This is a genomic window from Novosphingobium sp. MBES04, from assembly GCF_000813185.1.
Lineage (GTDB): Bacteria > Pseudomonadota > Alphaproteobacteria > Sphingomonadales > Sphingomonadaceae > Novosphingobium > Novosphingobium decolorationis.
Genome location: NZ_DF850489.1, coordinates 1,684,601 through 1,709,992, shown reverse-complemented (window position 1 = coordinate 1,709,992; position 25,392 = coordinate 1,684,601). Strand labels below are relative to the sequence as shown.

Annotated in this window: 22 protein-coding genes, 1 tRNA gene, 1 other RNA gene and 2 pseudogenes; 16 read left to right on the top strand and 10 right to left on the bottom strand. The window is 64.7% G+C overall.

Features of this window, described 5'->3' with window-relative positions:
* Nucleotides 1-19: 19 nt before the first annotated feature.
* Both aroQ and MBENS4_RS21465 read right to left on the bottom strand, forming a co-directional pair.
* Complete coding sequence (aroQ, locus tag MBENS4_RS21470) at nt 20-457, bottom strand: type II 3-dehydroquinate dehydratase (RefSeq protein WP_039394623.1); 438 nt, start codon at nt 455-457, stop codon at nt 20-22.
* Between the two features lie 485 nt (nt 458-942).
* Nucleotides 943-1,019, bottom strand: a tRNA-Pro gene (locus tag MBENS4_RS21465).
* A gap of 310 nt (nt 1,020-1,329) precedes the next feature.
* Between MBENS4_RS21465 and yajC the strand changes: the two genes are divergently transcribed.
* The 4 genes from yajC (at nt 1,330) to MBENS4_RS21445 (ending at nt 5,147) form a co-directional block, all read left to right on the top strand.
* Nucleotides 1,330-1,662, top strand: a complete 333-nt coding sequence (yajC, locus tag MBENS4_RS21460; RefSeq protein ID WP_039394620.1) for a preprotein translocase subunit YajC — start codon at nt 1,330-1,332, stop codon at nt 1,660-1,662.
* An 80-nt stretch (nt 1,663-1,742) separates the two neighbouring features.
* Entirely contained in the window at nt 1,743-3,350 is a 1,608-nt protein-coding gene (gene secD, locus MBENS4_RS21455; protein WP_039394618.1) for a protein translocase subunit SecD, read from the top strand.
* 11 nt (nt 3,351-3,361) lie between these two features.
* Nucleotides 3,362-4,348: a protein translocase subunit SecF gene (gene secF / locus MBENS4_RS21450; protein WP_039394615.1), complete on the top strand. Its 987-nt coding sequence runs from the start codon at nt 3,362-3,364 to the stop codon at nt 4,346-4,348.
* 277 nt (nt 4,349-4,625) lie between these two features.
* A complete protein-coding gene (locus MBENS4_RS21445) occupies nt 4,626-5,147 on the top strand; it encodes a DUF502 domain-containing protein (RefSeq protein ID WP_159108114.1) in 522 nt (173 codons plus the stop codon).
* A 36-nt stretch (nt 5,148-5,183) separates the two neighbouring features.
* Here MBENS4_RS21445 and MBENS4_RS21440 read toward each other — a convergent pair whose 3' ends face one another.
* From MBENS4_RS21440 to MBENS4_RS27675, 5 genes and pseudogenes are all read right to left on the bottom strand, one after another.
* Nucleotides 5,184-6,392, bottom strand: a complete 1,209-nt coding sequence (locus MBENS4_RS21440; RefSeq protein ID WP_039394612.1) for a glycosyltransferase — start codon at nt 6,390-6,392, stop codon at nt 5,184-5,186.
* A 30-nt stretch (nt 6,393-6,422) separates the two neighbouring features.
* A complete protein-coding gene (locus tag MBENS4_RS21435) occupies nt 6,423-7,019 on the bottom strand; it encodes a helix-turn-helix domain-containing protein (protein ID WP_039394609.1) in 597 nt (198 codons plus the stop codon).
* A 72-nt stretch (nt 7,020-7,091) separates the two neighbouring features.
* The gene (locus tag MBENS4_RS27685) at nt 7,092-7,436 is read right to left on the bottom strand and encodes a hypothetical protein (protein ID WP_445321532.1); all 345 of its coding nucleotides are present in this window, start codon (nt 7,434-7,436) and stop codon (nt 7,092-7,094) included.
* 156 nt (nt 7,437-7,592) lie between these two features.
* A pseudogene (locus MBENS4_RS27680) lies at nt 7,593-8,426 on the bottom strand (ATP-binding cassette domain-containing protein); the annotation flags it as partial.
* Between the two features lie 30 nt (nt 8,427-8,456).
* Nucleotides 8,457-8,888 (bottom strand): annotated as a pseudogene (locus tag MBENS4_RS27675) (ATP-binding cassette domain-containing protein); the annotation flags it as partial.
* A 169-nt stretch (nt 8,889-9,057) separates the two neighbouring features.
* On the opposite strand from MBENS4_RS27675, the gene MBENS4_RS21425 reads away from it, so the two are divergent.
* The 4 genes from MBENS4_RS21425 (at nt 9,058) to MBENS4_RS21410 (ending at nt 11,945) form a co-directional block, all read left to right on the top strand.
* On the top strand, nt 9,058-9,381 hold the full coding sequence (locus MBENS4_RS21425) for a PepSY domain-containing protein (RefSeq protein WP_039394604.1): 324 nt from the start codon (nt 9,058-9,060) through the stop codon (nt 9,379-9,381).
* A gap of 123 nt (nt 9,382-9,504) precedes the next feature.
* Complete coding sequence (locus tag MBENS4_RS21420; RefSeq protein WP_039394601.1) at nt 9,505-10,182, top strand: response regulator transcription factor; 678 nt, start codon at nt 9,505-9,507, stop codon at nt 10,180-10,182.
* 55 nt (nt 10,183-10,237) lie between these two features.
* Complete coding sequence (locus tag MBENS4_RS21415) at nt 10,238-11,596, top strand: sensor histidine kinase (RefSeq protein ID WP_144401048.1); 1,359 nt, start codon at nt 10,238-10,240, stop codon at nt 11,594-11,596.
* 145 nt (nt 11,597-11,741) lie between these two features.
* On the top strand, nt 11,742-11,945 hold the full coding sequence (locus tag MBENS4_RS21410; RefSeq protein ID WP_039394598.1) for a hypothetical protein: 204 nt from the start codon (nt 11,742-11,744) through the stop codon (nt 11,943-11,945).
* A 109-nt stretch (nt 11,946-12,054) separates the two neighbouring features.
* Here the strand turns inward: MBENS4_RS21410 and MBENS4_RS21405 are convergent, their stop codons facing one another.
* Complete coding sequence (locus MBENS4_RS21405; protein WP_039394595.1) at nt 12,055-12,354, bottom strand: chorismate mutase; 300 nt, start codon at nt 12,352-12,354, stop codon at nt 12,055-12,057.
* 109 nt (nt 12,355-12,463) lie between these two features.
* Between MBENS4_RS21405 and MBENS4_RS21400 the strand changes: the two genes are divergently transcribed.
* The gene (locus MBENS4_RS21400; RefSeq protein WP_039394592.1) at nt 12,464-13,480 is read left to right on the top strand and encodes a polyprenyl synthetase family protein; all 1,017 of its coding nucleotides are present in this window, start codon (nt 12,464-12,466) and stop codon (nt 13,478-13,480) included.
* A 123-nt stretch (nt 13,481-13,603) separates the two neighbouring features.
* Entirely contained in the window at nt 13,604-14,371 is a 768-nt protein-coding gene (locus MBENS4_RS21395; RefSeq protein ID WP_039394589.1) for an energy transducer TonB family protein, read from the top strand.
* A gap of 15 nt (nt 14,372-14,386) precedes the next feature.
* Here MBENS4_RS21395 and MBENS4_RS21390 read toward each other — a convergent pair whose 3' ends face one another.
* Nucleotides 14,387-16,342 carry a putative bifunctional diguanylate cyclase/phosphodiesterase gene (locus tag MBENS4_RS21390; RefSeq protein WP_242405039.1) on the bottom strand — a complete coding sequence of 652 codons (1,956 nt, stop codon included), beginning with the start codon at nt 16,340-16,342 and terminating at the stop codon, nt 14,387-14,389.
* A gap of 170 nt (nt 16,343-16,512) precedes the next feature.
* Here MBENS4_RS21390 and hrpB point away from each other — a divergent pair, with 170 nt between their 5' ends.
* The 3 genes from hrpB (at nt 16,513) to ffs (ending at nt 19,491) form a co-directional block, all read left to right on the top strand.
* Complete coding sequence (gene hrpB / locus MBENS4_RS21385) at nt 16,513-18,969, top strand: ATP-dependent helicase HrpB (protein WP_039394584.1); 2,457 nt, start codon at nt 16,513-16,515, stop codon at nt 18,967-18,969.
* Between the two features lie 45 nt (nt 18,970-19,014).
* Nucleotides 19,015-19,293: an ETC complex I subunit gene (locus MBENS4_RS21380; RefSeq protein ID WP_039394582.1), complete on the top strand. Its 279-nt coding sequence runs from the start codon at nt 19,015-19,017 to the stop codon at nt 19,291-19,293.
* Nucleotides 19,294-19,396: 103 nt separating this feature from the next.
* Nucleotides 19,397-19,491, top strand: an RNA gene (gene ffs / locus MBENS4_RS24965) — signal recognition particle sRNA small type.
* Nucleotides 19,492-19,526: 35 nt separating this feature from the next.
* Here the strand turns inward: ffs and MBENS4_RS21375 are convergent.
* Nucleotides 19,527-20,024 (bottom strand): hypothetical protein, encoded by a 498-nt coding sequence (locus MBENS4_RS21375; protein ID WP_039394579.1) that lies wholly within the window; start codon nt 20,022-20,024, stop codon nt 19,527-19,529.
* A gap of 164 nt (nt 20,025-20,188) precedes the next feature.
* Here MBENS4_RS21375 and MBENS4_RS21370 point away from each other — a divergent pair, with 164 nt between their 5' ends.
* The 3 genes from MBENS4_RS21370 to lon all read left to right on the top strand — a co-directional run bounded on the left by MBENS4_RS21370 (nt 20,189) and on the right by lon (nt 25,234).
* On the top strand, nt 20,189-22,282 hold the full coding sequence (locus MBENS4_RS21370; RefSeq protein ID WP_144401028.1) for a DNA polymerase III subunit gamma/tau: 2,094 nt from the start codon (nt 20,189-20,191) through the stop codon (nt 22,280-22,282).
* Nucleotides 22,283-22,286: 4 nt separating this feature from the next.
* The gene (locus tag MBENS4_RS21365) at nt 22,287-22,622 is read left to right on the top strand and encodes a YbaB/EbfC family nucleoid-associated protein (RefSeq protein WP_039394576.1); all 336 of its coding nucleotides are present in this window, start codon (nt 22,287-22,289) and stop codon (nt 22,620-22,622) included.
* A gap of 200 nt (nt 22,623-22,822) precedes the next feature.
* Nucleotides 22,823-25,234, top strand: a complete 2,412-nt coding sequence (gene lon / locus MBENS4_RS21360; protein WP_039394573.1) for an endopeptidase La — start codon at nt 22,823-22,825, stop codon at nt 25,232-25,234.
* Nucleotides 25,235-25,392: the final 158 nt, after the last annotated feature.

Here is a 25,392-nt window from a genome sequence, read left to right as displayed (position 1 = left end):
GGGCGGCCCCTGAAGAGCTTCAGAGCGCGGCGGCGGCTTCCAGCGCCAGCAGGTAGCTGTTCGCGCCAAAACCCGCGATGGTTCCCTTCGCGGCCTGTCCCACCCAGCTGACATGGCGGAATTCCTCGCGCGTGTGAGGATTGGACAGGTGCACCTCGATGACGGGCGCGGAAATAGCCCGGATGCCGTCGAGAAGGGCAATCGAGGTGTGCGTGTAGGCACCCGCGTTCAGCAGGACCGCGTGCGCCCCTTTGTCTTCGGCCTCGTGCAGCCAGTCGACGAGCTGGCCCTCGTGATTCGACTGGCGCATCTCGATGGTGCAGCCCAGCGCTTCGGCGCGTTCCAGCAGGCTGGCGCCGATATCCTCGAGCGTCTGCGCGCCGTAGATGCCGGGTTCGCGCTTGCCCAGCCGATTGAGGTTGGGGCCGTTGAGGACATAGATGAGCTTGGGGATCATGTGGGCTGCACTTCCTTGAACTTGCACCGTTTGCCCGTGGGCAGCGTTGGCGCGTGGTCTCTCTCATAGGCGGCAAGGTCGGCATCGCGCAATTGCGCGCTGAGCCTCTCGTCCCGGGCAGGGGGCGGACCCGGGGTCAGGGGCCTGCATGAAGAGCCGAATCGCTGTTTCGGGTGTCGTCAGTCGCCTCGCCGGTCTGGGGTCCCCGAGGCAGCGGGAGGATTCGGCCTGCAACCCGTCCGCGTGGTCAATGTGATTCGATCTGCAACCGTCCGCTGGGACCGCCGAACGCCGCTCTGCGATCAAACCGCAGGGCCTCGTGCCCGGGCATGTGGCCGCATGACTGCCCCTTGGAGCCCGTCGTTGCGGCCCGGGAACGGGCGGAAAGCGGCGGAAACCCTGGTGGCAACTTACGGGCCGCGCACATACGAAAACGGGCCGCTTTCGCGACCCGTTTCGTGTCATCCCGTGATGACTTGTAGAATTGGTCGGGACGAGAGGATTCGAACCTCCGACCCCCACACCCCCAGTGTGATGCGCTACCAGGCTGCGCTACGTCCCGACCGGAGGGCGCCCTATAGGCGGGCTTTTTCAGGAGCGCAACCCTCTATCGACATGATCGGCAAGGTTTCTTCGCAAACTCTTCAAACGGCCTTGGAAGTCTGCGGTTGGCTGCCTACCTTCCGCGCCGGGCTGGGGTGAGAGTCGGCAGGTTCGTTGCCAGCTTGGCGCTTTGTTGCTAACCGCCCGCATCCGGTACAGCCCTTTAGGGGCAGTGCCTCGATGCCCGGTGCGCCGGGTCGGTCCAGGAGGGCCGGCTTGCGAAGCGCGCGGGCGATCGGGGCGACGACATAGAAGGTTTCTTAGGTTCCATGAACAGCTCGATTCTCAACCAGCTTGCCGCCGCATCGGGTGGCGCTGCCCCCGCCTGGCTGCAGTACCTGCCCTTCGTGGCGATGGCGCTCATCTTCTGGTTCCTGATCCTGCGTCCGCAGATGAAGCAGCAGAAGGAGCATCGCTCCAAGCTGGAATCGATTAAGCGCGGCGACGAAGTCCTCACCGGCGGTGGTTTCGTGGGCAAGGTGGTCAAGGTCGATGACAACTACGTCGAGGTCGAGCTCGCCAAGGGCATGGTCGTCAAGGCGGTGAAGTCCACCATCAGCGACGTCATCCCGCCCGCCGGCAAGACGCCCGCGAACGACTGATTTGTTCAGGCAAGAGCCGGTCCTGCGTAGGGCCGGCCACGTCTGTCTAGCCTCGTCCTCCTGGAGTAAAGCACAAGGCAATGCTCGATTTTCCCGTATGGAAGAAGGTCTGGTTCTGGGGTGTCGCGCTGATCTGCGCGGCCCTTGCCCTGCCTTCGCTGTTTTCCCTGGCGAACGCGCCGTGGCCCTCTGCGCTTCCCAATGCGCAGGTGAACCTGGGCCTCGACCTTGCCGGTGGCAGCCACATCCTCCTTGAGGCCGAGAAGGGCCAGGTCGCCCAACAGCGCATCGAGAACATGGAAGAGAGCGTGCGCGCCCGCTTCCGCGCCGCCAGCCCGGGTATCGCCATCGGCGACATCTCGCGCACCAATGGCCGCCTCTCGTTCATGCTCAAGGATGCAAGCCAGGTCGACGCCGCGCGCGATGAACTGGTCAATCTCACCACGGGTGCAGGGCTCACCGGCCAGCGTGACTGGGACATCCGCGTCGAGGACGGCAACCGCTTCATCCTCACGCCGACCCAGGAAGGGCTCGACCAGGCGACTTCGGACGCCATGGATTCGGCCATCGAGGTCGTGCGTAAGCGTATCGACGCGCTCGGTACCCGTGAGCCCACGATCATCCGCCAGGGCGATGCGCGCATCGTCGTGCAGGTCCCGGGGCTTGATGACCCCGATGCGCTCAAGCAGCTGATCGGTCAGACCGCCAAGCTCGAATTCAAGATGGTCGACGAGAATGCGGCCCCCAACGACGTGGCGAACGGCATCGCGCCTCCGGGCGACGAGATCGTGCCCTACGCCGAAGGCAGCGAAGTGGGCGGCGTCTCGGCCATCGCGGTCAAGCGCCTGGGCGGCATCAAGGGCGACCAGCTGACCAACGCGCAGCAGTCCTTCGAGCAGCAGACCAACCGTCCGGTCGTCTCGATCACGTTCAACCAGCAGGGCGGCGCGAAGTTCGCCGAACTGACCCAGCAGAACGTGGGCAAGCGCTTCGCCATCATCCTGGACGGCAAGGTCCTGTCGGCCCCCAGCATCAACGAGCCGATCCTGGGCGGCAGTGCGCAGATTTCGGGCAGCTTCAGCGTCGAATCGGCGACCCAGCTCGCCATCGCCCTGCGCTCGGGCGCGCTTCCGGTCGACCTCACCGTGGTCGAGGAGCGCACCGTCGGTCCCGACCTTGGTGCCGACTCGATCAAGAAGGGCCTCATCGCCATGGGCGTGGGCTCGCTGCTCGTGATCGCGCTGATGGTCGGTTCCTATGGCCGTTTCGGCATCTACGCGACCTTCGCGCTCATCATCAACGTACTGATGATCCTGGGCATCATGGCGCAGATCGGTACCACGCTGACCTTGCCGGGTATTGCCGGTTTCGTGCTCACCATCGGCGCCGCGGTCGATGCCAACGTTCTGATCTACGAGCGTATCCGCGAGGAGCGCAAGCGTGGGCGGCGTGTCTTCACCTCGGTGGAGAACGGCTACAAGGAAGCCAGCCGCGCGATCTATGACGCGAACATCACCAACTTCATCGCCGGTGTTCTGCTCTTTGCGTTCGGCTCGGGTCCGGTGCGCGGCTTCGCGGTCGTTCTCATCATCGGCCTGTTCACCAGCGTCTTCACCGGCGTTGCCATGACGCGCATGTGGGTGGCCGGTTGGCTGCGCGCGAAGCGTCCCGCAGACCTGACCATCTGAAGGCTGATCTCATGCGCCTCATCAAACTTGTCCCCGACAACACGAACATTCACTTCCTGCGCTGGCGGGTGCCGTTCTACATCATCTCCTGCCTGCTGATTGCGGCGAGCTGGGGGTTGGTCTTTACCAAGGGCCTGAACTACGGCGTCGACTTTGCGGGCGGTCAGGAAATCCAGGCCACCTTCACCAAGCAGGAGGAGGCCCCGATCGCGAGCCTTCGCGAGCTGATCGGCGGGCTTGGCTATGGCGAGCCCGTGATCCAGCGCTTCGGCGAAGCGAACGAAGTCTCGATCCGCTCCAAGCTGCCCGAGGAAGCCGAAGGCAATCCGGGCGCGGCGGCGCAGATCTCCAAGCAGATCACCAGCGCCATTTCGACGGCCTATCCCGATGTGCGCATCGATGGTGTGAGCACCGTTTCGGGCAAGGTCTCGGGCGAGTTCCGCGAAATGGCGATCTGGGCGCTGGGCGCGGCAATGCTTGCGATCTCGCTCTATATCTGGGTGCGTTTCGAGTGGCAGTTCGGCGTGGGGGGGCTCTTTGCGCTGTTCCACGACGTCTCGCTGACGCTGGGCATGTTCGCGCTGTTCCAGATGGAGTTTTCGCTCCAGATCATCGCGGCGATCCTGGCGATCATCGGCTACTCGCTGAACGATACCATCGTCGTTTATGACCGTATCCGCGAGGATCTGAAGAAATACCGCAAGATGCCGCTGCCCGAACTGCTCGACATGTCGGTCAACGAGACGCTGGCGCGTACGGTGATGACCTCAGCCACGCTGCTGGTTGCCCTGATCCCGCTCCTGATCTTTGGTCCCGAGAGCCTGTTCGGTCTCGTCGCGGCGATCACGGTGGGTATCTTCGTGGGTACCTATAGCTCGATCTACATGGCCGCGCCGATCCTGATCTGGCTGGGAGTCTCGGGTGAGAGCTTCATTCCCAACGAATCGGACATCGACCGCCAGGAGCGCCTCGCGCGCGAGCGTGCGGCCAAGCCGTAAAAGCTGCGGTCACGATAGATACGAAGAAGGGGCGTCTTCGGGCGCCCCTTTTTTTATGCGCGTGAATGTGAGGCGTGTTCCGGAGGAGGAAGTCACCATCCGTAGGTTTCATGGCCGCGGCTTGGTGTTGTCTCCCAGTTTGCTTTGACAGTGCCAGTTGAACCGACCATCGTGCGGGCCTCGAGTTGGGGGTATTTGCATGTATCTTGGCGTGGGGTTCTTCAAGTCTACTGTGATTGGAGGAGCATTCTTCCTCGTTCCACTCGTGGTGATCGCCGTGATTATCGGAAAGGCTCTCGGCTTCATGCGCAAGCTCGCGATGCTCTTTTCCGGTTTCTTCGAGATCGACTCGGTCAACGACGTCCTGTTCCTCGACATTCTCTCCGTCATCGTGCTCGTTCTGGTGTGCTACCTTGCCGGGCTGGTCGCCAGGACGCGCGCCGCGGTCCGCCTGGTGCAGTGGCTGGAGGAAGGGCTCCTCAACAAGATCCCGCTCTACCTGTTCTTCAAATCGCTTGCTGGCGGCGGGCCTTCTCACGAGGCTGATCCTACCTTGATCCCGGTTTGGGTCCGGCTCGACGATTTCTCGCAGTTGGCCTTCGAGACCAAAAGGCAGGAAGATGGACAGGTCGTGGTCTTCTTTCCCGGAGCGCCCAATCCCTGGTCAGGAGCCCTTGGTCTGGCAGACCCGGAAAGGGTCACGCCCGCCGAGATGACGATGATGCAGGCCATTGCCTACCAGAGTCGGCTCGGCTCGCTCGAAGCCCGGGTGAAGAAGGCGGCCCCGGACACGCCGTGACAGCCCTGAGGGCGGGGGGCGGATCGGGGCCTGAGCCTAGCGCCCTGTGTGCACCGGCCGTCCTTCCAGGACATCGCTCCAGAACTGGACGAGGTTCTCGGCGTTCTTGCCCCAACTGAAGCGATGGACGTTCGCGGCGACTTCGTCCTGCGACGGCGGATCGGCGAGGATGTCGCGGATGGCCTCGGCGATTGCATCGGGGGTACGCTCGGCAATGCGGCCTGCGCTGGGGTCCTTCATGACTTCGCGCGCGCCGCCGATGTCGGGAATGACAATGGGTGTGCCCGATGCCAGCGCCTCGATCCAGACGTTGGCCAGCCCCTCGCTTGCCGAGGGCAGCACCATCACATCGGCCGCGCAAAGGAGCTGGGGAAGCACGTCGTGGCTGACCATGCCGAGGAAGTGGAGGCGATCAGCCACGCCCAGGATCTTCGCTTCGGCCTTCAGGCGTGCCTCGTCCTCGCCCGTGCCGGCAAAGGCGAGGCGTGCTTCGGGGAAGTGAATGAGTGCTTCCAGGACAAGTCGCTGGCCCTTGCGGGCGATGAGCGCCCCCGGGGTTACGATCAGAGGGCCGATGTTCCAGATCTCAAGGCCGGGCATGGCCGAGACCAGGGTCCGCGCAGCGCTGCGTTCGATGGGGTGAAAGCGCTCCCGGTCGAGCCCTGTGTAGTGCACCCCGATCCGTTCCTCGGGCATGCCAAGCGCAATCATGTCCTCGCGCAGCGCCTGGCTGACGGCAAGGAGCCCGGCGGCCTGCTCGGCCGCCTGCTGCATCTGTGCGCGCGGCGAATCGCGCCGTCCCCAGTAGTGGATGTCCGCGCCGCGTGACTTGATCGTGAGCGGGATACCCAGTTCGCGCGCGACAAGGGCCGCAGCCGGGCCGTCGGGGAAGAAGAACTGGGCATCGACGAGGTCGAAGGGGACTTCTGCGTGCAGGCGGCGGACGAGGGGGAGGATGGCCTTGGCGATTCGGCCGGGATTGCTGTCTCCGCCCAGCTTGGGGATGGTGGTGAAGCGTGGGTAGTAGGTCGGGATGCCCGCATCGTCGCTCTCTTCGGGGAGGTCCTTCAGGGCGCTGTAGGGTGCGCGCGTGGATAGAGGCCAGGGTGGGATGCCCAGGGGGCTGACCATGACGAGGTCGACATCGCCGCGCGCGGCGACCGCGCGCATCTGGTTGGCCACAAAGATACCGAAGCCGGGCTTCACTGCATTGGGGAACAGCGTGGCTATCGAGAGAACGCGCATGTCAGTGCCTCGTTTGCGGTGCGCGCTCGCTCAGAGGGCGCGCACGAGTGTTTCGGCCAACGCGATCCATTCCGGATCCTCGATGCGGAGAGGCGGGCGCCGGACAAGGGAAGGAAGCAGTGTGACGAGGCTTCGTTCCTCATCCGTTGAAATACTTACGATTCGTCCGAAGGAAACGCGTCCCCCCGGCAAGGGGACCAGGGCCTCACGATTGATGAGATGCGACGTGGCGGCCGCCAGCGCGCCCGCATCGAGGTGGCGCATCCACACCTGGTCGCCCGCGCGGTAGTCACTGGCGGCGACTTCGATGCCCAGAACCACCCAGCGGGCAAGAGGGTCGATCTCGCTGTGGGGTAGGACGTCATGGGGAGCTCTCAGCGGGCGCAGGCCGGTTGGGCCATGGCTTGCGATCATGCGGGCAGGGCTTGCCGCTTCGGCGCGCAGGAGGCTTCCCGCCTCAACTCCGAGGGCTGCGGCGATGCGGTTCATCCAGTCGAGCGAAAGCGTGCGCGCGCCGGTTTCGAGCCGTCCGATGGTCTGGGCGGTGGTGGGCGGCGAACAGGCCGCAGCGACATCCGCCAGGGTCATGCCCTTCTGCTGGCGGATGGCGCGGATTCGATCGAGCATGGAAAGCTGGGCCTGCGGATAACCGGATTGGCTTGCCACCTTCCTCGCAAATTACCGATTTGGCAAGTTCTGTCAGCCCTCGACCTGTTCGGCGAGTTCCAGCCAGCGCTCTTCGGCGGCTTCCTTTTCGGCCTGGGCCTTTTCGATGGCCTTGGTCAACGCCGCGAACTTGTCCGGGTTCTTCGTATAAAGGTCCGGGTCGGCAAGCGCCGTCTCGTCGCGTTCGATTGCCGCTTCCAGTTCCTCTATCCGTCCGGGCAGCAGGTCATAGTCGCGCTGGTCCTTGTAGGAGAGCTTGGCGCTCTTGGGCTTGGGCGGGGGAGGGGGGGCGGTCTCGGTGCTGGCGCTCTTTGCCTTGCCGGCCGAGGTCCTCTCGCGCCGCTTGGCTTCCCAGTCGGCATAGCCGCCGGCGATCACGTCGATATGGCCGCTGCCGTCGAGCCCAAGCGTCAGGTTGACGGTGCGGTCGAGGAAGTCACGGTCGTGGCTGACGATGAGCACGGTGCCCTCGTAGTCCGAGATCACTTCCTGAAGGAGATCGAGGGTCTCGAGATCGAGGTCGTTGGTCGGCTCGTCGAGCACGAGGAGGTTGGACGGGCGGGCGAACTCACGCGCCATGAGGAGGCGCGATTGCTCGCCGCCCGAAAGGGTGCCGACCTTGGCGTCGATCAGCGAGGGATCGAACAGGAAGTCCTTGAGGTAGCCCTGCACGTGCTTGCGCACGCCGCGTACGTCGACCCAGTCGCTGCCCTCGGCGATCACGTCGCGCAGCTGCATCTCGGGCTTGAGGAACGAGCGCTGCTGGTCGAGGACGATGGAGGTCATCGTCTGGGCCTGCGTGACGGTGCCCTCATCGGGTTGAAGTTCGCCAGTCAGGATCTTGAGCAGGGTTGACTTGCCCGACCCGTTCGAGCCGACGATGCCGATGCGGTCGCCGCGCTGGATGCGCAGGGAAAAGTCCTTGATGACGGTGCGTTCACTCTCGCCTTCGCCAAAGCGCTTGGTGACGTGTTCGGCGACGATGACCGACTTGGTCTTGGAGCCATCGCCCGAGACACCGAGTTTGGCGGTGCCCTGCGGGCCCATCATCGCGGCCCGCTGGGCGCGCATTTCCCACAGCTTGGCAAGGCGACCCTGGTTGCGCTTGCGCCGTGCGGTGACGCCGCGTTCCAGCCAGTGCGCCTCGATCTTGAGTTTCGCGTCGAGCTTTTCGGCCGCGCGGGTCTCTTCCTTCTGGACTTCCTCTTCCCACGCCTCGAAGCCGCCGAAGCCGACTTCCTTGCGGCGGATCGAGCCGCGGTCGAGCCACAGCGTCGCCTTGGTCAGACGGGTGAGGAACGTACGGTCGTGGCTGATGACGACGAAAGCGCCCTTGTAGCGCTGGAGCCAGCCTTCGAGCCATTCGATGGCGGCGAGGTCCAGGTGGTTGGTCGGCTCGTCGAGCAGCAGGAGGTCGGGCTCGGAGGCGAGCGCGCGGCACAGCGCGGCGCGGCGGCGCTCACCGCCCGATGCGCTCTTCGCCTCGCGGGAGAGGTCGATGCCGAGCTGGTCGGCAATCGCTTCCACCTCGTGGGGCTGCGGGCCGTCCTCGCCGTGGATGGCGAAGTCGAGCAGCGTGGCATAGCCGGTGAAGAAGGGGTCCTGCTCCAGCGTGACGACGCGCGTGCCGGGCTGGATCGAGCGCTTGCCCGCGTCCGCCTCGACGATCCCAGCGATCAGCTTGAGCAGCGTCGTCTTGCCTGCGCCGTTGCGGCCGATCAGAGCGAGGCGGTCGCGCTGGGCGATGTTGATGTCGAGATCCTGGAAGAGCCAGCCGGTGCCCTGGATCAGGCCGAGGCCTTCCCAGCTGAGAATAGGTGCAGTTGCCATAATGCCAGCGCCCTACAGGCGCAGGGCAGGGGCTGGCAAGCGTCGTTGGGGCTGCGAGCGGGCTCCTTTCGCTGTGACCTGTCGCGAATGGACAACACTTGCCCCGTTGCATGGCGCATCGGGCATTCAGGGCTTGTTCAATCCCTCTGCCTTAGGCAACCAGACCATAATGAAATATCGTAGCTTTTCTTCCACAGCGGTCGCCGCGATGGTTCTGGCTCTCTGGGTCGGCGGTGCGGCTGCGCTTCCGGCTCGGGCCGAGGCCCAGAACGGTGAGCAGGGCCAGGTGCGCAAGGAGCGCCGGGCGGGCAACATCCTGTCCAGTCGGCAGATCGAGAAGATCGTCCTGCCGCGCATGAGCGGGATGCAGTACATCGGCCCGGAGTACGATCCTGCCGCTATGGCGTACCGCCTGAAATTCATCGAGAACGGCAAGGTCTACTATGTCGACGTGGATGCGCGTACAGGGCGGATCATCGGCCAGTCGAACTGAGCCTGGCAGCGTCGCGGTCGCGTCCCTCCGGGCGCGCGTCGCGGGAACCTCCCGCGTTCCCGTCGCTTGACGCTGCACAGCTTTGCACCCATCTCGCATGGGACCCTAGAGGGAGGACCAGAATTGCGCATCCTGATCGTCGAGGATGAACCCACACTCGGCAACCAGCTCAAGTCCACGCTGGAGCAGAACGGCTATGCCGTCGATCTTTCGGTCGACGGTGAAGATGGCCATTTCCTCGGCTCGACCGAGGACTACGACGCGGTCATCCTCGACCTCGGCTTGCCCGAGATCGATGGCCTGACGGTGCTGGGCATGTGGCGCAAGGAAGGGCGCAACTTCCCGGTGCTGGTGCTGACGGCACGCGATTCGTGGTCGGACAAGGTCGCCGGGCTCGACGCGGGCGCGGACGACTATCTCGCCAAGCCGTTCCAGACCGAGGAGCTGATCGCGCGCCTGAGGGCGCTGATTCGCCGTGCTTCGGGCAATACCTCCAGCGAACTGACCGCAGGCGATGTGCGTCTCGACACGCGCTCGGGCCGTGTGACGCTGGCCGGGGAGCCGGTCAAGCTCACTGCGCAGGAGTACAAGCTGCTGTCCTACCTGATGCACCACAAGGGCAAGGTGGTCAGCCGCACCGAACTGATCGAGCACATCTACGATCAGGATTTCGACCGCGATTCGAACACGATCGAGGTTTTTGTGACGCGCATCCGCAAGAAGCTCGGGTCCGACGTCATCACCACGATCCGTGGCCTTGGCTACAGCCTCGACGATCCCGCAGAGCCGACCCGGGCCTGAGTCGTCGGGAGAGGCGAGGGTGACCAGCGCGCGCGGGCCGGTGCCTGCACAGGACATGCCGGCCAATACCGGCTCGCTCGCGCGGCGCATGATGCTGATCGCGGCAGGCTGGATCTCGATCCTGCTGCTGCTGGGTGGTTTCGCACTCGACAGTGCGCTGGCGGGCCTCGTCACGCGCAATTTCGACGAGCAGCTCAGCTACATGCTGCTGGGCATGATCGGCTCGGCCGAGATCGCGCCCGATGGCGAGGTCTATTTCAACCGGCCGCTGGGCGACCAGCGCTTTCTTGAACCCAATTCGGGCCTGTACTGGCAAATTCGCGCCAAGGGGCATGAGGACTTTTCCTCGCGCTCCTTGTGGGATCTGACGCTGGATGTTCCGGCCGATCACTACGACGCGCAGCCCCACGTCTACAATTCCGACCAGTTCCAGGGTGAACCGCTGCGGGTGATGGAGCGCTCGATCATCCTGCCAGGCAGCGATGCCGAGTGGATGTTCACCGTGGCGGCGAGCCGCGAGGAACTGGACGAGCAGATCAAGACGTTCCGCTCGATCCTCATCTACAGTTTCGCGGTGCTGGGGGTCGGCCTCCTGCTCATGGCGGGCCTACAGACCTGGTACGGCCTGTTCCCCTTGCGCCATGTGCGCCGGGCCATCCAGAAACTGCGCACGACCGGCGTGGCGCGGGTGAACGATCCGCTGCCCAAGGAAGTCGCCCCGCTGGTCGAAGAGCTCAATGCGCTGCTCGCCCATACCGAGAATCAGGCCGAAGAGGCGCGCACCCATGCGGGGAACCTCGCCCATGCCCTCAAGACGCCGCTGACGGTGGTCACCAACGCGGCCTCGGCGCAGGATCCCGATCTCGACAAGACGGTGATCCGCGAGGTCGCCAACATGCGTCGCCATGTGGACCACCACCTGGCCCGCGCCCGCGCGGTCGGACGTCGCGCGGCGGGCATGTCGCGCGCCGAGGTCTGGCCCAGCCTGGAAGCGGTGTTCCGCGCGGTCGAGCGGCTCTACGACACGACTCGCTTCGACCTTGATGGTGACAAGGGCGCCACGGTCGCGCTGGAAAAGCAGGACCTGGAGGAACTTCTCGGTAACCTTATCGAGAATGCGGCGAAGTATGGGGGCGGCAGTGTCTTCGTGACGGTCGATCCGCCCGGGGCCGATCCCCGTCCGGGGCTCTGCGAAATCTGGATCGAGGACGATGGCATGGGCATCCCCGAGGCCGAGCGTCCTCGCATCTTCGATCGCGGCGCACGTCTCGATACCGGCAAGCCGGGCACGGGCCTTGGCCTTGCCATCGTGCGCGATGTCGTGGAAATCTATGGTGGCTCGGTCGAACTGGCGGAAAGCGAGGACCTGGGCGGCCTGCTGGTCAAGTTACGGCTGCCGCGCGCGGCGGTGTAAGCTCCGGTGTGCGTGGCAACCTTTCGCGGGGCCATGCGCTTTGGGGGAAAGGTGGCCGGGCAACGGTTGCAGCGTGGGCGCGAAGGTCTATGTCGGCCCCCATACCGACATTCCCATTTCTCATGCGACAAGGCGAGGAGCCGACATGAACGAAGACATCACCCTGACGCTGACCACGGACGAAGTCGCCATGCTGGTCGACGCCCTGGAAGTGGACCTGGAAGGTTACCTCGAATCCTCCAAGGAAGCCGAATCGACCGGCAATCGCTCGGAAGTGAAGACCTTCAACGATGCGGCCCTTCGCATTCAAACCCTCATGGCCAAGCTCCAGGAATACGTTCCGGAGTAAGCCTTTCGGCGCTGTTCGGTCGCCGCGGGACGCGGCGCCGTTCGCATACGAAAAAAGCCGTCGCGTAGTGCGACGGCTTTTTTCGTATGCGGGCAGGGTGTGCGCGGGATCAGGCGTTCTTGGCACGCTCGTGATGGCGGATCACTTCCTGGATGATGAAGCGCAGGAACTTCTCGCCGAAGTCCGGGTCCAGGTTCGCCTCCTCGGCCAGCTTGCGCAGACGGTCGATCTGGATCTGCTCGCGGCCGGGGTCGGAGGCGGGCAGGTCGTGTTCGGCCTTGTAGGCGCCGACCGCCTGCGTGATCCGAAAACGCTCGGCCAGCATGTGAATGAGGGCGGCATCGATATTGTCGATGCTGGAACGAAAGCCGGCAAGAACCGGATCGGAGGCGGGCGTATCCTGTGTCATCGTCTGGGCGCGCTAGCATGGCTTTTCCCCCTCGGCCAGTCGCGCAATGGAGCCGAAGGCGTCCTTTTTGCACTTGCGTCAGAGCGCGCGAGCCCCCATTGCGCCCCCGATGAGTGCAGAAGTCATATCCTTGCGGGAACGCGGGTCGCAGCCTTCCCTCGCTCCCATGCTGGCGCTGACGGCGCCGGGCATGAACAGCGTCAACGCTGTCATCCTTGACCGGATGCAGAGCGAGATCCCCCTGATTCCGGCGCTCGCCGGGCATCTGATTGCCGGGGGAGGCAAGCGCATGCGCCCGATGCTGACGGTCGCAGGTGCCGAACTGTGCGGTTACCAGGGCACGCGCCACCACAAGCTGGCGGCCGCCGTGGAATTCATCCACACCGCCACCCTCCTGCACGACGACGTCGTCGACGGTTCGGAAACGCGCCGTGGCAAGGCGGCGGCCAACATCGTGTTCGGCAATCCCGCGACGGTGCTGGTGGGAGACTTCCTGTTCACCCGCTCGTTCGAACTGATGGTCGAGGATGGCAGTCTCAAGGTTCTCAAGATCCTCTCGACGGCGAGTTCGATCATCGCTGCCGGCGAAGTCGACCAGCTGACCGCCCAGCGCCGGATCGAGACGAGCGAGGATCATTACCTCGACATCATCGGCTCCAAGACGGCGGCGCTGTTCGCGGCGGCCACGCGCATTTCGGCGGTGATCGCCGAAAAGGGCGAGGCCGAGGAACTGGCCCTCGATTCCTATGGTCGCAACCTCGGGATCGCGTTCCAGCTGGTGGACGATGCCATCGACTACGATTCCGAGGCCGCCGAATCGGGCAAGGACAAGGGCGACGATTTCCGTGAGGGCAAGATGACCCTGCCGGTGATCCTGGCCTATGCGCGCGGCAACGCCGAGGAGCGCAAGTTCTGGGAAGACGCCATTGCGGGCTTCCGCTGCGATGATGAGGACCTCGCCCACGCGATCACGCTCATCAACAAGCATGGCTGTGTCGAAGCGACGCGCGAGCGGGCGCGCATGTATGCGCAGCGCGCCATCGATGCGCTGTCGATCTTCCCGTCGGGCGCGGCGCGCGACGCCATGGCCGAAGCTGTCCAGTTCGCGGTCGCTCGCCGCTACTGAGGGCCGGATCGTCGTCTGATATCAGATGTATAGCGTTACGCCCCCGATGAGGGCGGCGTAACGCACCATTTGCGCGGCCACGGCAATTGCAGCGCTCTTGGCAGACGGCTAAGGCAGGCCGTGATGCGAGACGTCTCGGCACTTTCCCATACCGGTTACCGCTCCGGTTCCGCGCGCCAGCGCGCCCTCTCGGCTTCGCTGTCGGCGGGTATCGTCGTGCTCGTTCTGCTCGCGGCGATCTACCAGACCCAGATCGCGCCGCGTCTTGACGATGCCGCTCCCACGGTGACGAGCTTCGACGTCGAGGGAGAGCAGCAGGACAAGGGCGACAAGGCCGCCGAGGAAAAGCAGGAAGAGGCGCAAGAAGAGGAAAAGCCCGCCGAACGCGAAGTGCCCGAGCGCTTCGTCGAGCCGGTCGAGGTGCCGCCGGAAAAGGCGCCGACAGCACCGCAGCCCAAGCCTGCCTATTCCTGGCTCAAGATGTCGAGCACGGACATGGCCGCGGCCGATATCGGCAAGATGCGCGCGCCAGCCCCGACGTCCGGAAACGAAGCGGGAGGCGGCAAGACCTACGGACCCGGCGAGGGGCCGGGCGGCGCTGTCCTTTACAATGCCGATTGGTACCGACGGCCGACCAATGCCGAGCTGGCCAGCTATCTGCCTGCGCAGCGCCCCGATGAGGGATACGGTCTCATCGCATGCCAGACCATTGCCGACTACAGGGTCGAGAACTGCCAGATTCTGGGCGAATCGCCGCGGGGCTCGGGCTTCGGGCTCGCGGTCCTCAACGCAGCCTGGCAGTTCCGCGTGAAACCGCCTCAGATCAACGGGAAAGCCCAACTGGGCACCTGGGTGCGGATCCGCATCGACTACGGTATCCGCAAGCTCTAGGCCTGAGAGATATCGCTATTGGGCGAGCTGCGTGTGCACGCTGTTGCCCACGTCCATCCGGTGCAACAGGGCCGCAAGCGGCATGGGCCGTGCGATCAGATAGCCTTGCGCAAGCGGAAAACCGGCCAGGCGCGCGCTGATGAGCTGATTGTCGGTCTCGATACCTTCGATAACGCATTCCAGGTCGAGAGAGCGGGCAAGGTTGCGGATCGCCGTGATCAGCCTTCGCCCCGCTGCTTCGTCGAGCTGCGAGGCAAAGCTGCGGTCGATCTTGAGCACATCGAGCGGCAACTGGTGGAGCGAGGACAAGCTGGAATAGCCCGTGCCGAAATCGTCGAGCGCGATCTTCGCCCCGGTCGCGTGAAGACGGCCAAGCGCGCTGCGGGCGCGTTCGAGTTCGGTGATGAGCGAAGTCTCGGTGATCTCGAAGAGAAGGCGCTTGGGTGAGCAGGTCATTCCCGAGATCCGGTCGAGGAGCCCGGCAATCGTGCTCGGGTCCGACAGGTCGTGGCCGGACAGGTTGAAGGACATGCGCAGGTTTTCGGGCAAGGCTTCCATCGCCTGCAACGCCTTGTCGAACAGGATCAGGGTGACGTCGCGCGCGCGTCCCAGGCGCTCCCCTGTGGAGATGAGCTGTTCGGGCGAGACCTCGCCGATCAGGGGGGATGTCCAGCGGGCCAGGCACTCGACGCCGATGAAGCGCAGGTTCGTCGTATCGACGATCGGTTGGAAGGCGAGCGAGAGTTCGGCATCCAGATCAGCGGCCTGGAGCGCGGTATCGAGGGTCTGCTCCGAGCGGATCAGGGCCTCAAGTTCCTCGGTAAAACGCACGCATTGCCCGCGCTTGTGGTTCTTGGCGTGGTAGAGCGCGAAGTCGGCGCGGTCGAACAGCAGGTTGGCCGTCGTTGCCGCTTCGGGATAGGAGGCAAGGCCGACAGAGCAGCCGACCGACACGACCACATCGCCCAGTTGACCGGGCTTGCCGATTTCCTCGGCGAGGCGCTGGGCGACGGCTTCGGCTTGCTGGAGGTCGCCCATGACGATCAGCCCGAATTCGTCACCGCCGAGCCGCGCAAGGATGGTGTCGGCGGGCGCGGCCTCGACCATTCTCTGGCCCAGAATGGAGAGCAGGCGATCGCCGTTGGCATGGCCATAGGTGTCGTTGACCGGCTTGAAGCGGTCGAGGTCGAGCAGACCGACGCAAAACGGGCGATCACGTGGCGAACCGGCAAGGAGCTTTTCGAGGGCGGTGAAGAAGTAGCGGCGATTGGGAAGGCCGGTGAGAGCATCGGTCTGGGCAAGGTAGGCGTTCTCTTCGCCCAGCGACTGGGCCTGGCGCCGTTCGCTGTTGAGCGCGCGCTGCGAGACCTCGAGCTCCACGAAGGCGTTGTAGGAATTGCGGGTCAGCTTCAGGATCACCACGGCCACCAGCGCGAGGTTGATGGCGATTGCGATGTAGACTTCGGTTCCGATGTAGAGCGCGTGGACGAGGAAGGAGAACGTTCCGGTTACGCAGACGGCCTCGGCGGCCTGGGGCAGGAAGCTGAGGCAGTAGACGCAGCCGAGCAGGGTCACGGCCACGAAGATCGCGACATGTCCATGCTCGTAGGGCCCGCCATAGAGATCGAGCGTGAAGGCCCAGAACACGAAGGCGAGCGAGAACACGAAGGACAGGCGCGTCGTGGCATGGAGCTTGGCCGCAACGAGGCTGGGGACGAAGGATTCCGCCTTGACCGGCCGGATCCAGATCACCATGCGCATGAGCGAAACACCTATCAGCACGGCCGGAATCGCGTACGCGAGGATCGCGGGAGCCACGTGACGATGGGTATAGGCCAGGATCGTGGTGTTGGCGGACAGAAGCCCGTAGAGAGCCGGGATCTGCTGGCGCAGCCTCAGATACTGCGCGACAACCAACGGATGCTGACCGGCTTTCGCGGTGTTCAGGCGAGGGCTATTCTCTTGCTGCAAATCCGAAGTCTCCGCAGGCATGGCTAACGGACAATGATTGACGAAATGTACACGTGCCGGAAAATGAGACAGGTCCTTCCTTCTACGATGTTTCATGCATTTAACCATATGACTTGCGAATTGTTGCGCAGATCGTGTGAACGAGGCGATCATCTGTCGGGAGGGCGGGGATGACACGCTTGCCCGTAGAAGAGGTTCTCCTCCAGCTTTGCAGGGCCCTGGACGTTCATGCAGGCGCGGTCCTCATCGCGCCTCCAGGGGCTGGTAAGACCACCGCAGTGGCGCCAACGCTGCTCACCCAGCCCTGGTGTACAGGCAAGATCATCCTGCTTTCGCCGCGCCGTGTCGCGGCCCGTGCAGCGGCGGAGCGCATGGCCGAACAGCTTGGTGAAAAGGCGGGCGATACGGTCGGCTATCTCACGCGGCTTGACAGCCGGACCTCGGCGCGCACGCGGATCCTGGTGATGACCGAGGCGATTTTCGTCTCGACGATCCTGGCCGATCCCGAGCTTGAAGGGGTCAGTGCCGTGCTGTTCGACGAAGCGCACGAGCGCCATCTCGACAGCGATCTGGGCCTGGCCCTGGCACGCGAATGCCAGGACGTGCTGCGCGAGGACCTGCGCATCCTGGTCATGTCCGCGACGCTCGACGGCGCCCGCTTTGCCAGCCTGCTGGGTCCCAGAACGCAGGTCATCGAGAGTGAAGGACGCGCCTGGCCACTGGAAATACGTTGGCTCGGACGCGCGGCGGAGAAGCGTGTCGAGGAATCGGTGGCTTCGGCCGTCCTGCAGGCCTGGCGCGAGGAGGACGGGGATATCCTCGCCTTCCTGCCCGGCGTGCGCGAGATCGAGCGCGTCTCGGAACGTATTCGTGAGCGCCTGCCATCTGCGCAGATCCATGCGCTACACGGCCAATGCGATCCGGTCGCTCAGCGCGCGGCGATCCGGCGCGATCCGGAAGGGCGGCGCCGGATCGTTCTGGCAACCGCCATCGCCGAGACCTCACTTACTCTTGATGGCGTGCGCGTCGTGGTCGATGCCGGGCTCGCGCGGCGCGCCGAGTTCGACAAGGCCGCGGGCGTCACCCGCCTCGTTACGCACGCGGCCAGCCAGGCCTCGGCGGCGCAACGGGCCGGACGCGCGGGCCGTCAGGGGCCGGGTGTCGCCTATCGATTGTGGGAAGAGGCGGCGCACGCCGGGCGGCCCGCCTTCGATGCTCCCGAGATCAAGGTCAGCGATCTGGCACCGCTCACGCTGTCACTCGCACAGTGGGGGACGGGCGATCCGGCGCAGATGGCCTGGATCGACCCGCCGCCCGAAGCCGCGCTAGCGGCGGCCAGGACGCAGCTTCTCGGGCTGGGCGCACTTGACGAGGAGGGGCGGATTACGCCTTTCGGTGACAAAGTCGCACGCCTGCCGATGAGCCCGAGCCATGCGACCATGATCCTTCAGGCCTGCACGTATGGCTGCGCGCGCACGGCTGCCCGGCTTGCGCTGCTCTTGCAGGAAAGGGGGCTTGGCGGGCGCGGTGACGATCTTGCGCAGCGCCTGGCGCGGTGGGGCGCGGATCGCTCCGCACGCGCCGAGGCGGCGCGCAAACTGGCGGCAGGCTGGGCGCGCAAGGCACAGGCGCTGATGGAAGGAGTTGTCGAGGAGGAGCAGGACGTACCGCCCGCGATCCTCCTTGCCATGGGGCAGCCCGCCATGCTGGCCCGGCGGCGTGATCCGAGTGGGGAGCATTGGTTGTCGGTGGGGGGGCGTGGGTATGTTCTCGATCCGACCTCACCTCTCGCCGCGCGCGAGTGGATGGTGATCGGCGATGCGCAGGGACAGGCGCGTGGGGCGCGCATTCTCTCGGGCATCCCGCTCGAAGCGGCGGAGGTCGAGGGCTGGCTCGGTGATCGAATGGAGCGTCGCTCGATCCTGCGCTGGAACGAGGCCGAGGCGCGCGTGGAGGCCCGCCTCGAGCGGCGGATTGGCGCGATCGTGTTGGCGAGCGGGCCCGATCCTGCGCCCGATCCGGATTCGATTCGCTCCTTTCTTCTGGAGCGGGTGCGCGCCAGTGGGCTCGACATCGTGCCGATCGGCAAGGCCTCGCAGGCGCTCTTGCGACGTGCGCGCCATGCCGGGGTGGAGGTCCTGGGCGAGGCGGCGCTGCTCGAGGACCTGGAAGACTGGCTGGGTCCGGTCCTGGGGCGCCGACTCGACGCTATCGATCAGGGGGCGCTGCATGGCGCGCTGCGTGGCCGCCTAACCTGGGAAGACCAGCAGCGAATCGATCATCTGGCACCTGCGGAATTTCGTAGTCCGGCTGGCACAAGCCATGCCATCGATTACGAAGATGAAGGCGGGCCGAGCGTGGAGGTACGCGTGCAGGCACTGTTCGGGCTCGACCGGCACCCGGGCTATGGAAAGCCCGAAAATCCGTTGCTTTTGAAGCTGACTTCGCCCGCAGGCCGTCCGATCCAGACCACCCGCGATCTCCCCGGGTTCTGGCGGGGGAGCTGGAAGGACGTTCAGCGTGAGATGAAAGGGCGCTATCCCCGGCACCGCTGGCCGGATGAACCCTGGAACGAGAACCCCAGTCTGAAGACCAAAAACGCGTTCGAACGCTCCGGAAAGGCGTGATTTGAACTTGATTTCCGGCGCGATTTGGGGGCAATGCACATCCCCATGAGTGCACGCATCTATCAGCGCCCGAAGAATGCCATGCAGTCGGGCAAGGCCCTCCTGGACCAGTGGGTCCTCGAATTCCAACCCGCCGAGGCCAAGAAGCCCGATCCCCTCATGGGGTGGGCCGGTTCGGGCGACATGAAGCAGCAGCTCCAGCTGCGCTTCAACAGCGCCGACGAAGCCAAGGCCTACGCGACGCGGTACGGCATCGACGCCGAAGTCCACGCGACTCCGCCGCGCCGCCTCAAGATCCAGGCTTACGCCGACAACTTTCGCTAAGCTTTTCCCTCAGGGGATAAGCATTTGAAAGGAATTGCCCGGCTTCAGGAGTTCCAGGCAATTCCCGGGTTGCATTCCTGCCAAAGCATTGCCATAGGGCGCGCCGGGAGTCGGATGGACGTTTGCGTTCGCCAACTTGGTCAGGTCCGGAAGGAAGCAGCCACAACGGATTGCGACGGGTCATTCGGCTCCTTTGAAAACAGCGCCCACTGGGCGCTGTTTTTGTTTGGGCCTCAATGGTTCTCTTCGGTCCTAGCGATTTCCCGGTCGATCGTGAGGGCAAGCCTGTCCCACTGGGCGGCGACCGAAAGCAGCATTGCGTGGATCTCGCCCGAGATGTGGACGATGGCGCGGCAGGCCTCGGCGTCGCTGGGATCACCTTCCAATGTCTTGAAATGCGGTTCGAGCGCGGCGTCGCGCCGGGCGTTTTCGTCGGTTGTCGATGCAAATTCGGGGCTCATGAGCGTCGCATCCAGAATCGCGCGGCGTTGTTCCGCGGAGATGTCCGTATGGTCGAGCCGCCCCAGCGTGCCTTGCGCGCGCGCATTCACATAGTTCTCCAGGCGCTCCTCATAGCTTCCGTCGGCGAAGGGGCTGCTCAGGACCTTGGCGCGCGAGTTGGCGCTGGCGCAGTCCGCTGTGGCGAACACCGGTAGCTCGGGCAGGGGTGTCGCGGCGGGAGCGGGCGCAGCTGCGGAGGCGGCAAGCAGCGCAAGAACTTCAGAAATCATACCAAATCCAATTGCTTGATGGGGGTGCCTTGGTGATGTGCGCTGGCACGGTCCTTGGCAAGGTGCGTGCGGTGGACGGCACGAGGTTGCAGCCGCGCGAGTCTGTGGAGCAACGCGCAACGCACCTGACATTCCGTGCGCAAGCGCCTAGTCTTGCTGGCACGATGGACGATTCACGCGAAAACCCTGAGAACCGCCCGCCCTGGGATGATGCCGGGCAGGACGATCCGCGCCCCACCTCGCAGGAGCTCGAGGATGCCGGGCAGGCCTCGATGTTCGGGGACGCGCCGGCGCAGGACCGCGGGGACGACGCGAACACGGCCGCCGACGGGCCGAGTGCGGCCGAACTGGAAGCGGCGGGACAAGTCTCCATGTTCGGTGGCGAGCCTGCGGCGCCTGCCGAGGAGGCCGCTCAAGACATCGAACCGGCGCCATCTCCGGTTCCGGCCGTGCCCGCCACGGATGGCGCGCCTCCGTCGCAGGTAAAGACGGCCCCGGCTGTCGCGTCCGACGAAGCGCAGCAGCCTTACCGGGTGCTCGCCCGCAAGTATCGTCCCCAGACCTTCGACGAACTGATCGGGCAGGAGGCGATGGTGCGCACGCTGGCCAACGCGATCAAGCGCGACCGCCTGGCCCACGCCTTCCTGATGACCGGCGTGCGCGGGGTCGGCAAGACCTCGACCGCGCGCCTGATCGCCAAGGCGCTCAACTGCATCGGTCCCGATGGCGAGGGCGGCCCCACGATCCATCCGTGCGGCCAGTGCGAGCCGTGCCGCGCGATTGCCGAGGGGCGCCATATCGACGTGATCGAGATGGACGCGGCGAGCCACACCGGCGTCGACGATGTGCGCGAGATCATCGAGGCGGTGCGCTATGCGGCCGTTTCGGCGCGCTACAAGATCTACATCATCGACGAGGTCCACATGCTTTCGCGCAACGCGTTCAACGCGTTGCTCAAGACGCTTGAGGAACCCCCGGCGCACGTGAAGTTCCTCTTCGCGACGACCGAAGTCGACAAGTTGCCCGTTACCGTCCTCTCGCGGTGCCAGCGCTTCGACCTGCGCCGTATTCCCACGCCGATGCTGGCCGAGCATTTCGCCAAGGTCTGTGGTCTTGAAGGTGTCGAGGCCGAGCCGGAGGCGCTGGCGATGGTCGCCTCGGCTGCCGAAGGTTCGGTGCGCGATGGCCTTTCGATTCTCGACCAGGCGATTGCCCATGCCGATCTCGACGGGGAAGGGCAGGTCCGCGCGGACAAGGTGCGCGATATGCTGGGCCTGTCCGACAAGACGGTGCAGCGCCAGCTTTTCGCGCACCTGCTGGAAGGCAATGGTGCGGGCGTTCTCGAGGTCGTGGCGCGCCAGTTCGCGCTCGGGGTGGAGCCGATCGCGCTCATGCGCGGGCAGATGGATCTGGCGCACCGTATCGCCTTGGCGCAGGTCTCCGGCTCCGAGCCGGAAGCGCATTCGGCCGAGGAACGCGAAGCCATCGGAGGCTGGGCGACGGCCCTGGCGGCCGGGCAGGTGCACCGCCTGTGGCAGCTCCTTCTCAAGGGCTTCGAGGAAGTGAAATCCGCGCCTGATCCGCTGGTGGCCGCGCAGATGGCGCTGCTGCGGATCATGCACGCCAGCGACATGCCCGATCCGGGATCGCTGGTGAAGAAGCTGGAGGACCTCGTCGCGCGCGGACCGGCGCCCACCCAGGCACCTGCACCTGCATCGGCCCCCGCATCCGCGGCCCCGTCGGGTGAGGTGCCAACTCCCGCCGAGCCAGCCGGTTCTGCTTCTGGTGCCGCTGCGCCCGAGCAGGCCGCCGCTCCGGCCCCGGCAGCTCCACCGCCTTCTGCGCCTGAGGCGATTGCACCGGAGTTCCTGGCCGCGCGCTGGGACAGCCTGGTCGACGAAGTCGAACACGCGGGCGGTCCGACGGTCGCGAACATCATGCGCATGCAGGTGCGGGTGGCGCATCTTGCACCGGGCACGTTGAAATACGAGCTTGCACCCAGCTTTCGCGAGGATATCAGCGGCTACCTGCGCGATGGTCTTGCCAAGGCCACGGGCCAGCGCTGGGAAGTCATGCGCGTCGAGAGTGGCGGGATGCCGACGATTGTCGAGCGGGCCGAGGCCGACCAGGCGGCAGCCTCGCAGGCCCTGCGCAGGGCCCCGCTTGTCGAGGCGACTCTGGCGGCCTTCCCGGACGCCGAACTGATCGAGGATGAACGGCCCGCCGCCATCGGCGGTGGTGGCCGCAACTGGAGATAATACAATGAAGTCCATGGAAGAAATGATCCAGGCGGCGCAGCAGGCCGCCGAGACGATCCAGAAGCAGATGACCGAAACCCAGAGCAAGCTCGACTCGATGGAAGTCGAAGGACTCTCGGGTGGCGGCCTTGTGAAGATTCGCTGCTCGGCCAAGGGCCGTGTCATCGGTGTTTCCATCGACGACAGCCTGATGCAGCCGAGCGAGAAGGGTATGCTCGAGGACCTGATCGCGGCGGCCTACAACGACGCGCGCGTTAAGGCCGATTCGGTAGCCAACGAAGAGATGGGCAAGGCGCAGCAGGGCATGGGTCTGCCGCCGGGCTTCAAGATGCCGTTCTGATGAATTTGTGCCGGGTTGTCCGCCACTTGGGCGACCCGGCCGTACCGCGATTGAACGGGCCAAGGGGAACTGCCGCAGGGCCTGTAAAGCACTTCCACAAGGCTTTGCGCGCTAACTCCATTGCGGATTGATAATTCGCCCCCATATCGTGGAACACTCTAAGGTGGGTGGCCGTTACGGCCCTCCACGAACAAGACCAGATGGAAATGCCCTTGAACCTGCTGCCCTTGCTTCCGCTCCGTGACATCGTCGTCTTTCCCGGCATGGTCGTGCCGTTGTTTGTCGGCCGTGAAAAATCGGTAGCGGCCCTCGAAGCCGCGATGGCAGGCGACAAGGACATCTTCCTTCTCGCGCAGCTCGATCCGGGCTGCGACGATCCCGACCGAGATGATCTCTACGACACCGGCGTGATCGCCAGCGTTCTCCAGCTGCTGAAGCTTCCTGACGGCACCGTGCGTGTTCTCGTCGAAGGACAGGAGCGTGCGAAGCTGGAGCGCCTGCGCGCCGAGCAGACCGACGATGGCGAGATGCTGCTGGCCGAAGTGGAGAAGCTCGAGGGCGTCGAAGCCGAAGGCACCGAAGTCTCGGCCATGATGCGTTCGGTCATCGATCAGTTCAACGAATACGCAAAGCTCAACAAGAAGTTGAGCCAGGACGCGGGCGACCAGCTCGACGATATCGAGGACGCGGCCAAGCTCGCGGATACCGTTGCTGCACAGCTTTCCGCCAAGGTTTCCGACAAGCAGGCTGTCCTCTCCGAGGATGATCCGCTCAAGCGTCTGGAAATGGTCTATTCCTTCATGGAAGGCGAACTCGGCGTCCTGCAGGTCGAACGCAAGATTCGCGGGCGCGTGAAGCGCCAGATGGAAAAGACCCAGCGCGAATATTACCTCAACGAACAGCTCAAGGCGATCCAGTCCGAGCTCGGTGGCGGCGAGGGCGAGGAAGCCAACGAGCTGCAGGAGCTGCAGGACAAGATCGAGAAGACCAAGCTCTCGAAGGAAGCGCGCGAAAAGGCGAACGCGGAACTCAAGAAGCTGAAGTCGATGCAGCCGATGAGCGCGGAAGCGACCGTCGTGCGCAACTATCTCGACATTCTCCTCGGCCTGCCGTGGGGCAAGAAGAGCAAGCTCAAGCGCGACATTTCGGCCGCACAGGACGTGCTCGACGCCGATCACTACGCACTCGACAAGGTCAAGGACCGCATCATCGAGTATCTCGCCGTTCAGGCGCGCACCAACAAGCTCAAGGGCCCGATCCTGTGCCTCGTCGGTCCTCCGGGTGTCGGCAAGACCTCGCTGGGCAAGTCGATTGCCAAGGCGACGGGCCGTGAGTTCATTCGCCAGTCGCTGGGCGGCGTGCGTGACGAGGCCGAAATTCGTGGCCACCGCCGCACCTACATCGGCTCGCTGCCCGGCAAGATCGTTTCGAACCTGCGCAAGGCGGGTAAGTCGAACCCGCTCTTCCTGCTCGACGAGATCGACAAGCTGGGTCAGGACTTCCGCGGCGATCCGGCGTCGGCGCTGCTCGAAGTGCTCGATCCCGAGCAGAACGCCAAGTTCCAGGACCATTACCTCGAACTCGACATCGATCTGTCCGACGTGATGTTCGTGTGCACCGCGAACAGCCTCAACCTGCCGCAGGCGCTGCTCGATCGCATGGAGATCATCCGCCTCGAAGGCTACACCGAGGACGAGAAGGTCGAGATTGCCGAGCGCCACCTCGTGGCCAAGCAGGTCGAGGCGCATGGCCTCAAGGACGGCGAGTTCACGCTGACCGAAGCGGGCCTTCGCGACCTTATCCGGTACTACACCCGCGAGGCGGGCGTGCGTACGCTGGAGCGTGAGATCGCGCGTCTCGCGCGCAAGTCGCTGCGTCAGATCCTCGAAGGCAAGACCAAGAGCGTGACCATCACGCCCGAGAACCTTGCCGACTACGCCGGTGTCCAGAAGTTCCGCCATGGTAACTCCGAAGAGGAGAACCAGGTTGGCGCTGTGACGGGTCTTGCCTGGACCGAAGTGGGCGGCGAGCTGCTGACCATCGAAAGCGTGACCGTTCCGGGCAAGGGCCAGATCAAGGCAACCGGCAAGCTGGGCGAAGTCATGAACGAATCGATCCAGACCGCCTGGAGCTTCGTGAAGGCCCGTTCGCCCGCCTACGGTGTGAAGCCGAGCATCTTCAACAAGCGCGACATTCACATTCACCTTCCCGAAGGCGCCGTGCCCAAGGACGGTCCTTCGGCGGGTATCGGCATGGTGACTTCCATCGTCTCGACGCTCAGCGGTGTGCCGGTGCGCAAGGACGTCGCGATGACCGGTGAAGTGACGCTGCGTGGGCGCGTGCTCCCCATCGGTGGTCTCAAGGAAAAGCTTCTGGCGGCGCTGCGCGGCGGCATCACCACGGTGCTGATCCCCGAAGAGAACCGCAAGGATCTCGCCGAGATCCCCGAGAACGCGAAGCAGGGCCTCGACATCATTCCCGTCAGCCATGTTGACGAGGTGCTGGCCCGCGCGCTGACCGAAACGCTTGAGCCCATCGAGTGGACCGAGGCGGACGAACTTGCGGCCGCGCCTCCCGCCCACGGCGGTGTGAGCGGGGCGACCGCGCACTGAGCGAGCCGATCACCGGATTGAGAACAGGGAAAAGGGCGTCGCTTCGGTTGGCGCCCTTTTCCTTTTGTCGCAGTCGTGTTGGGGGCAGAACGACCTGATGGCCGACTGATTTTGCGTGTACTTGCCGTTGTTTGCGTAATCTTTTGCCTCAATCGGAC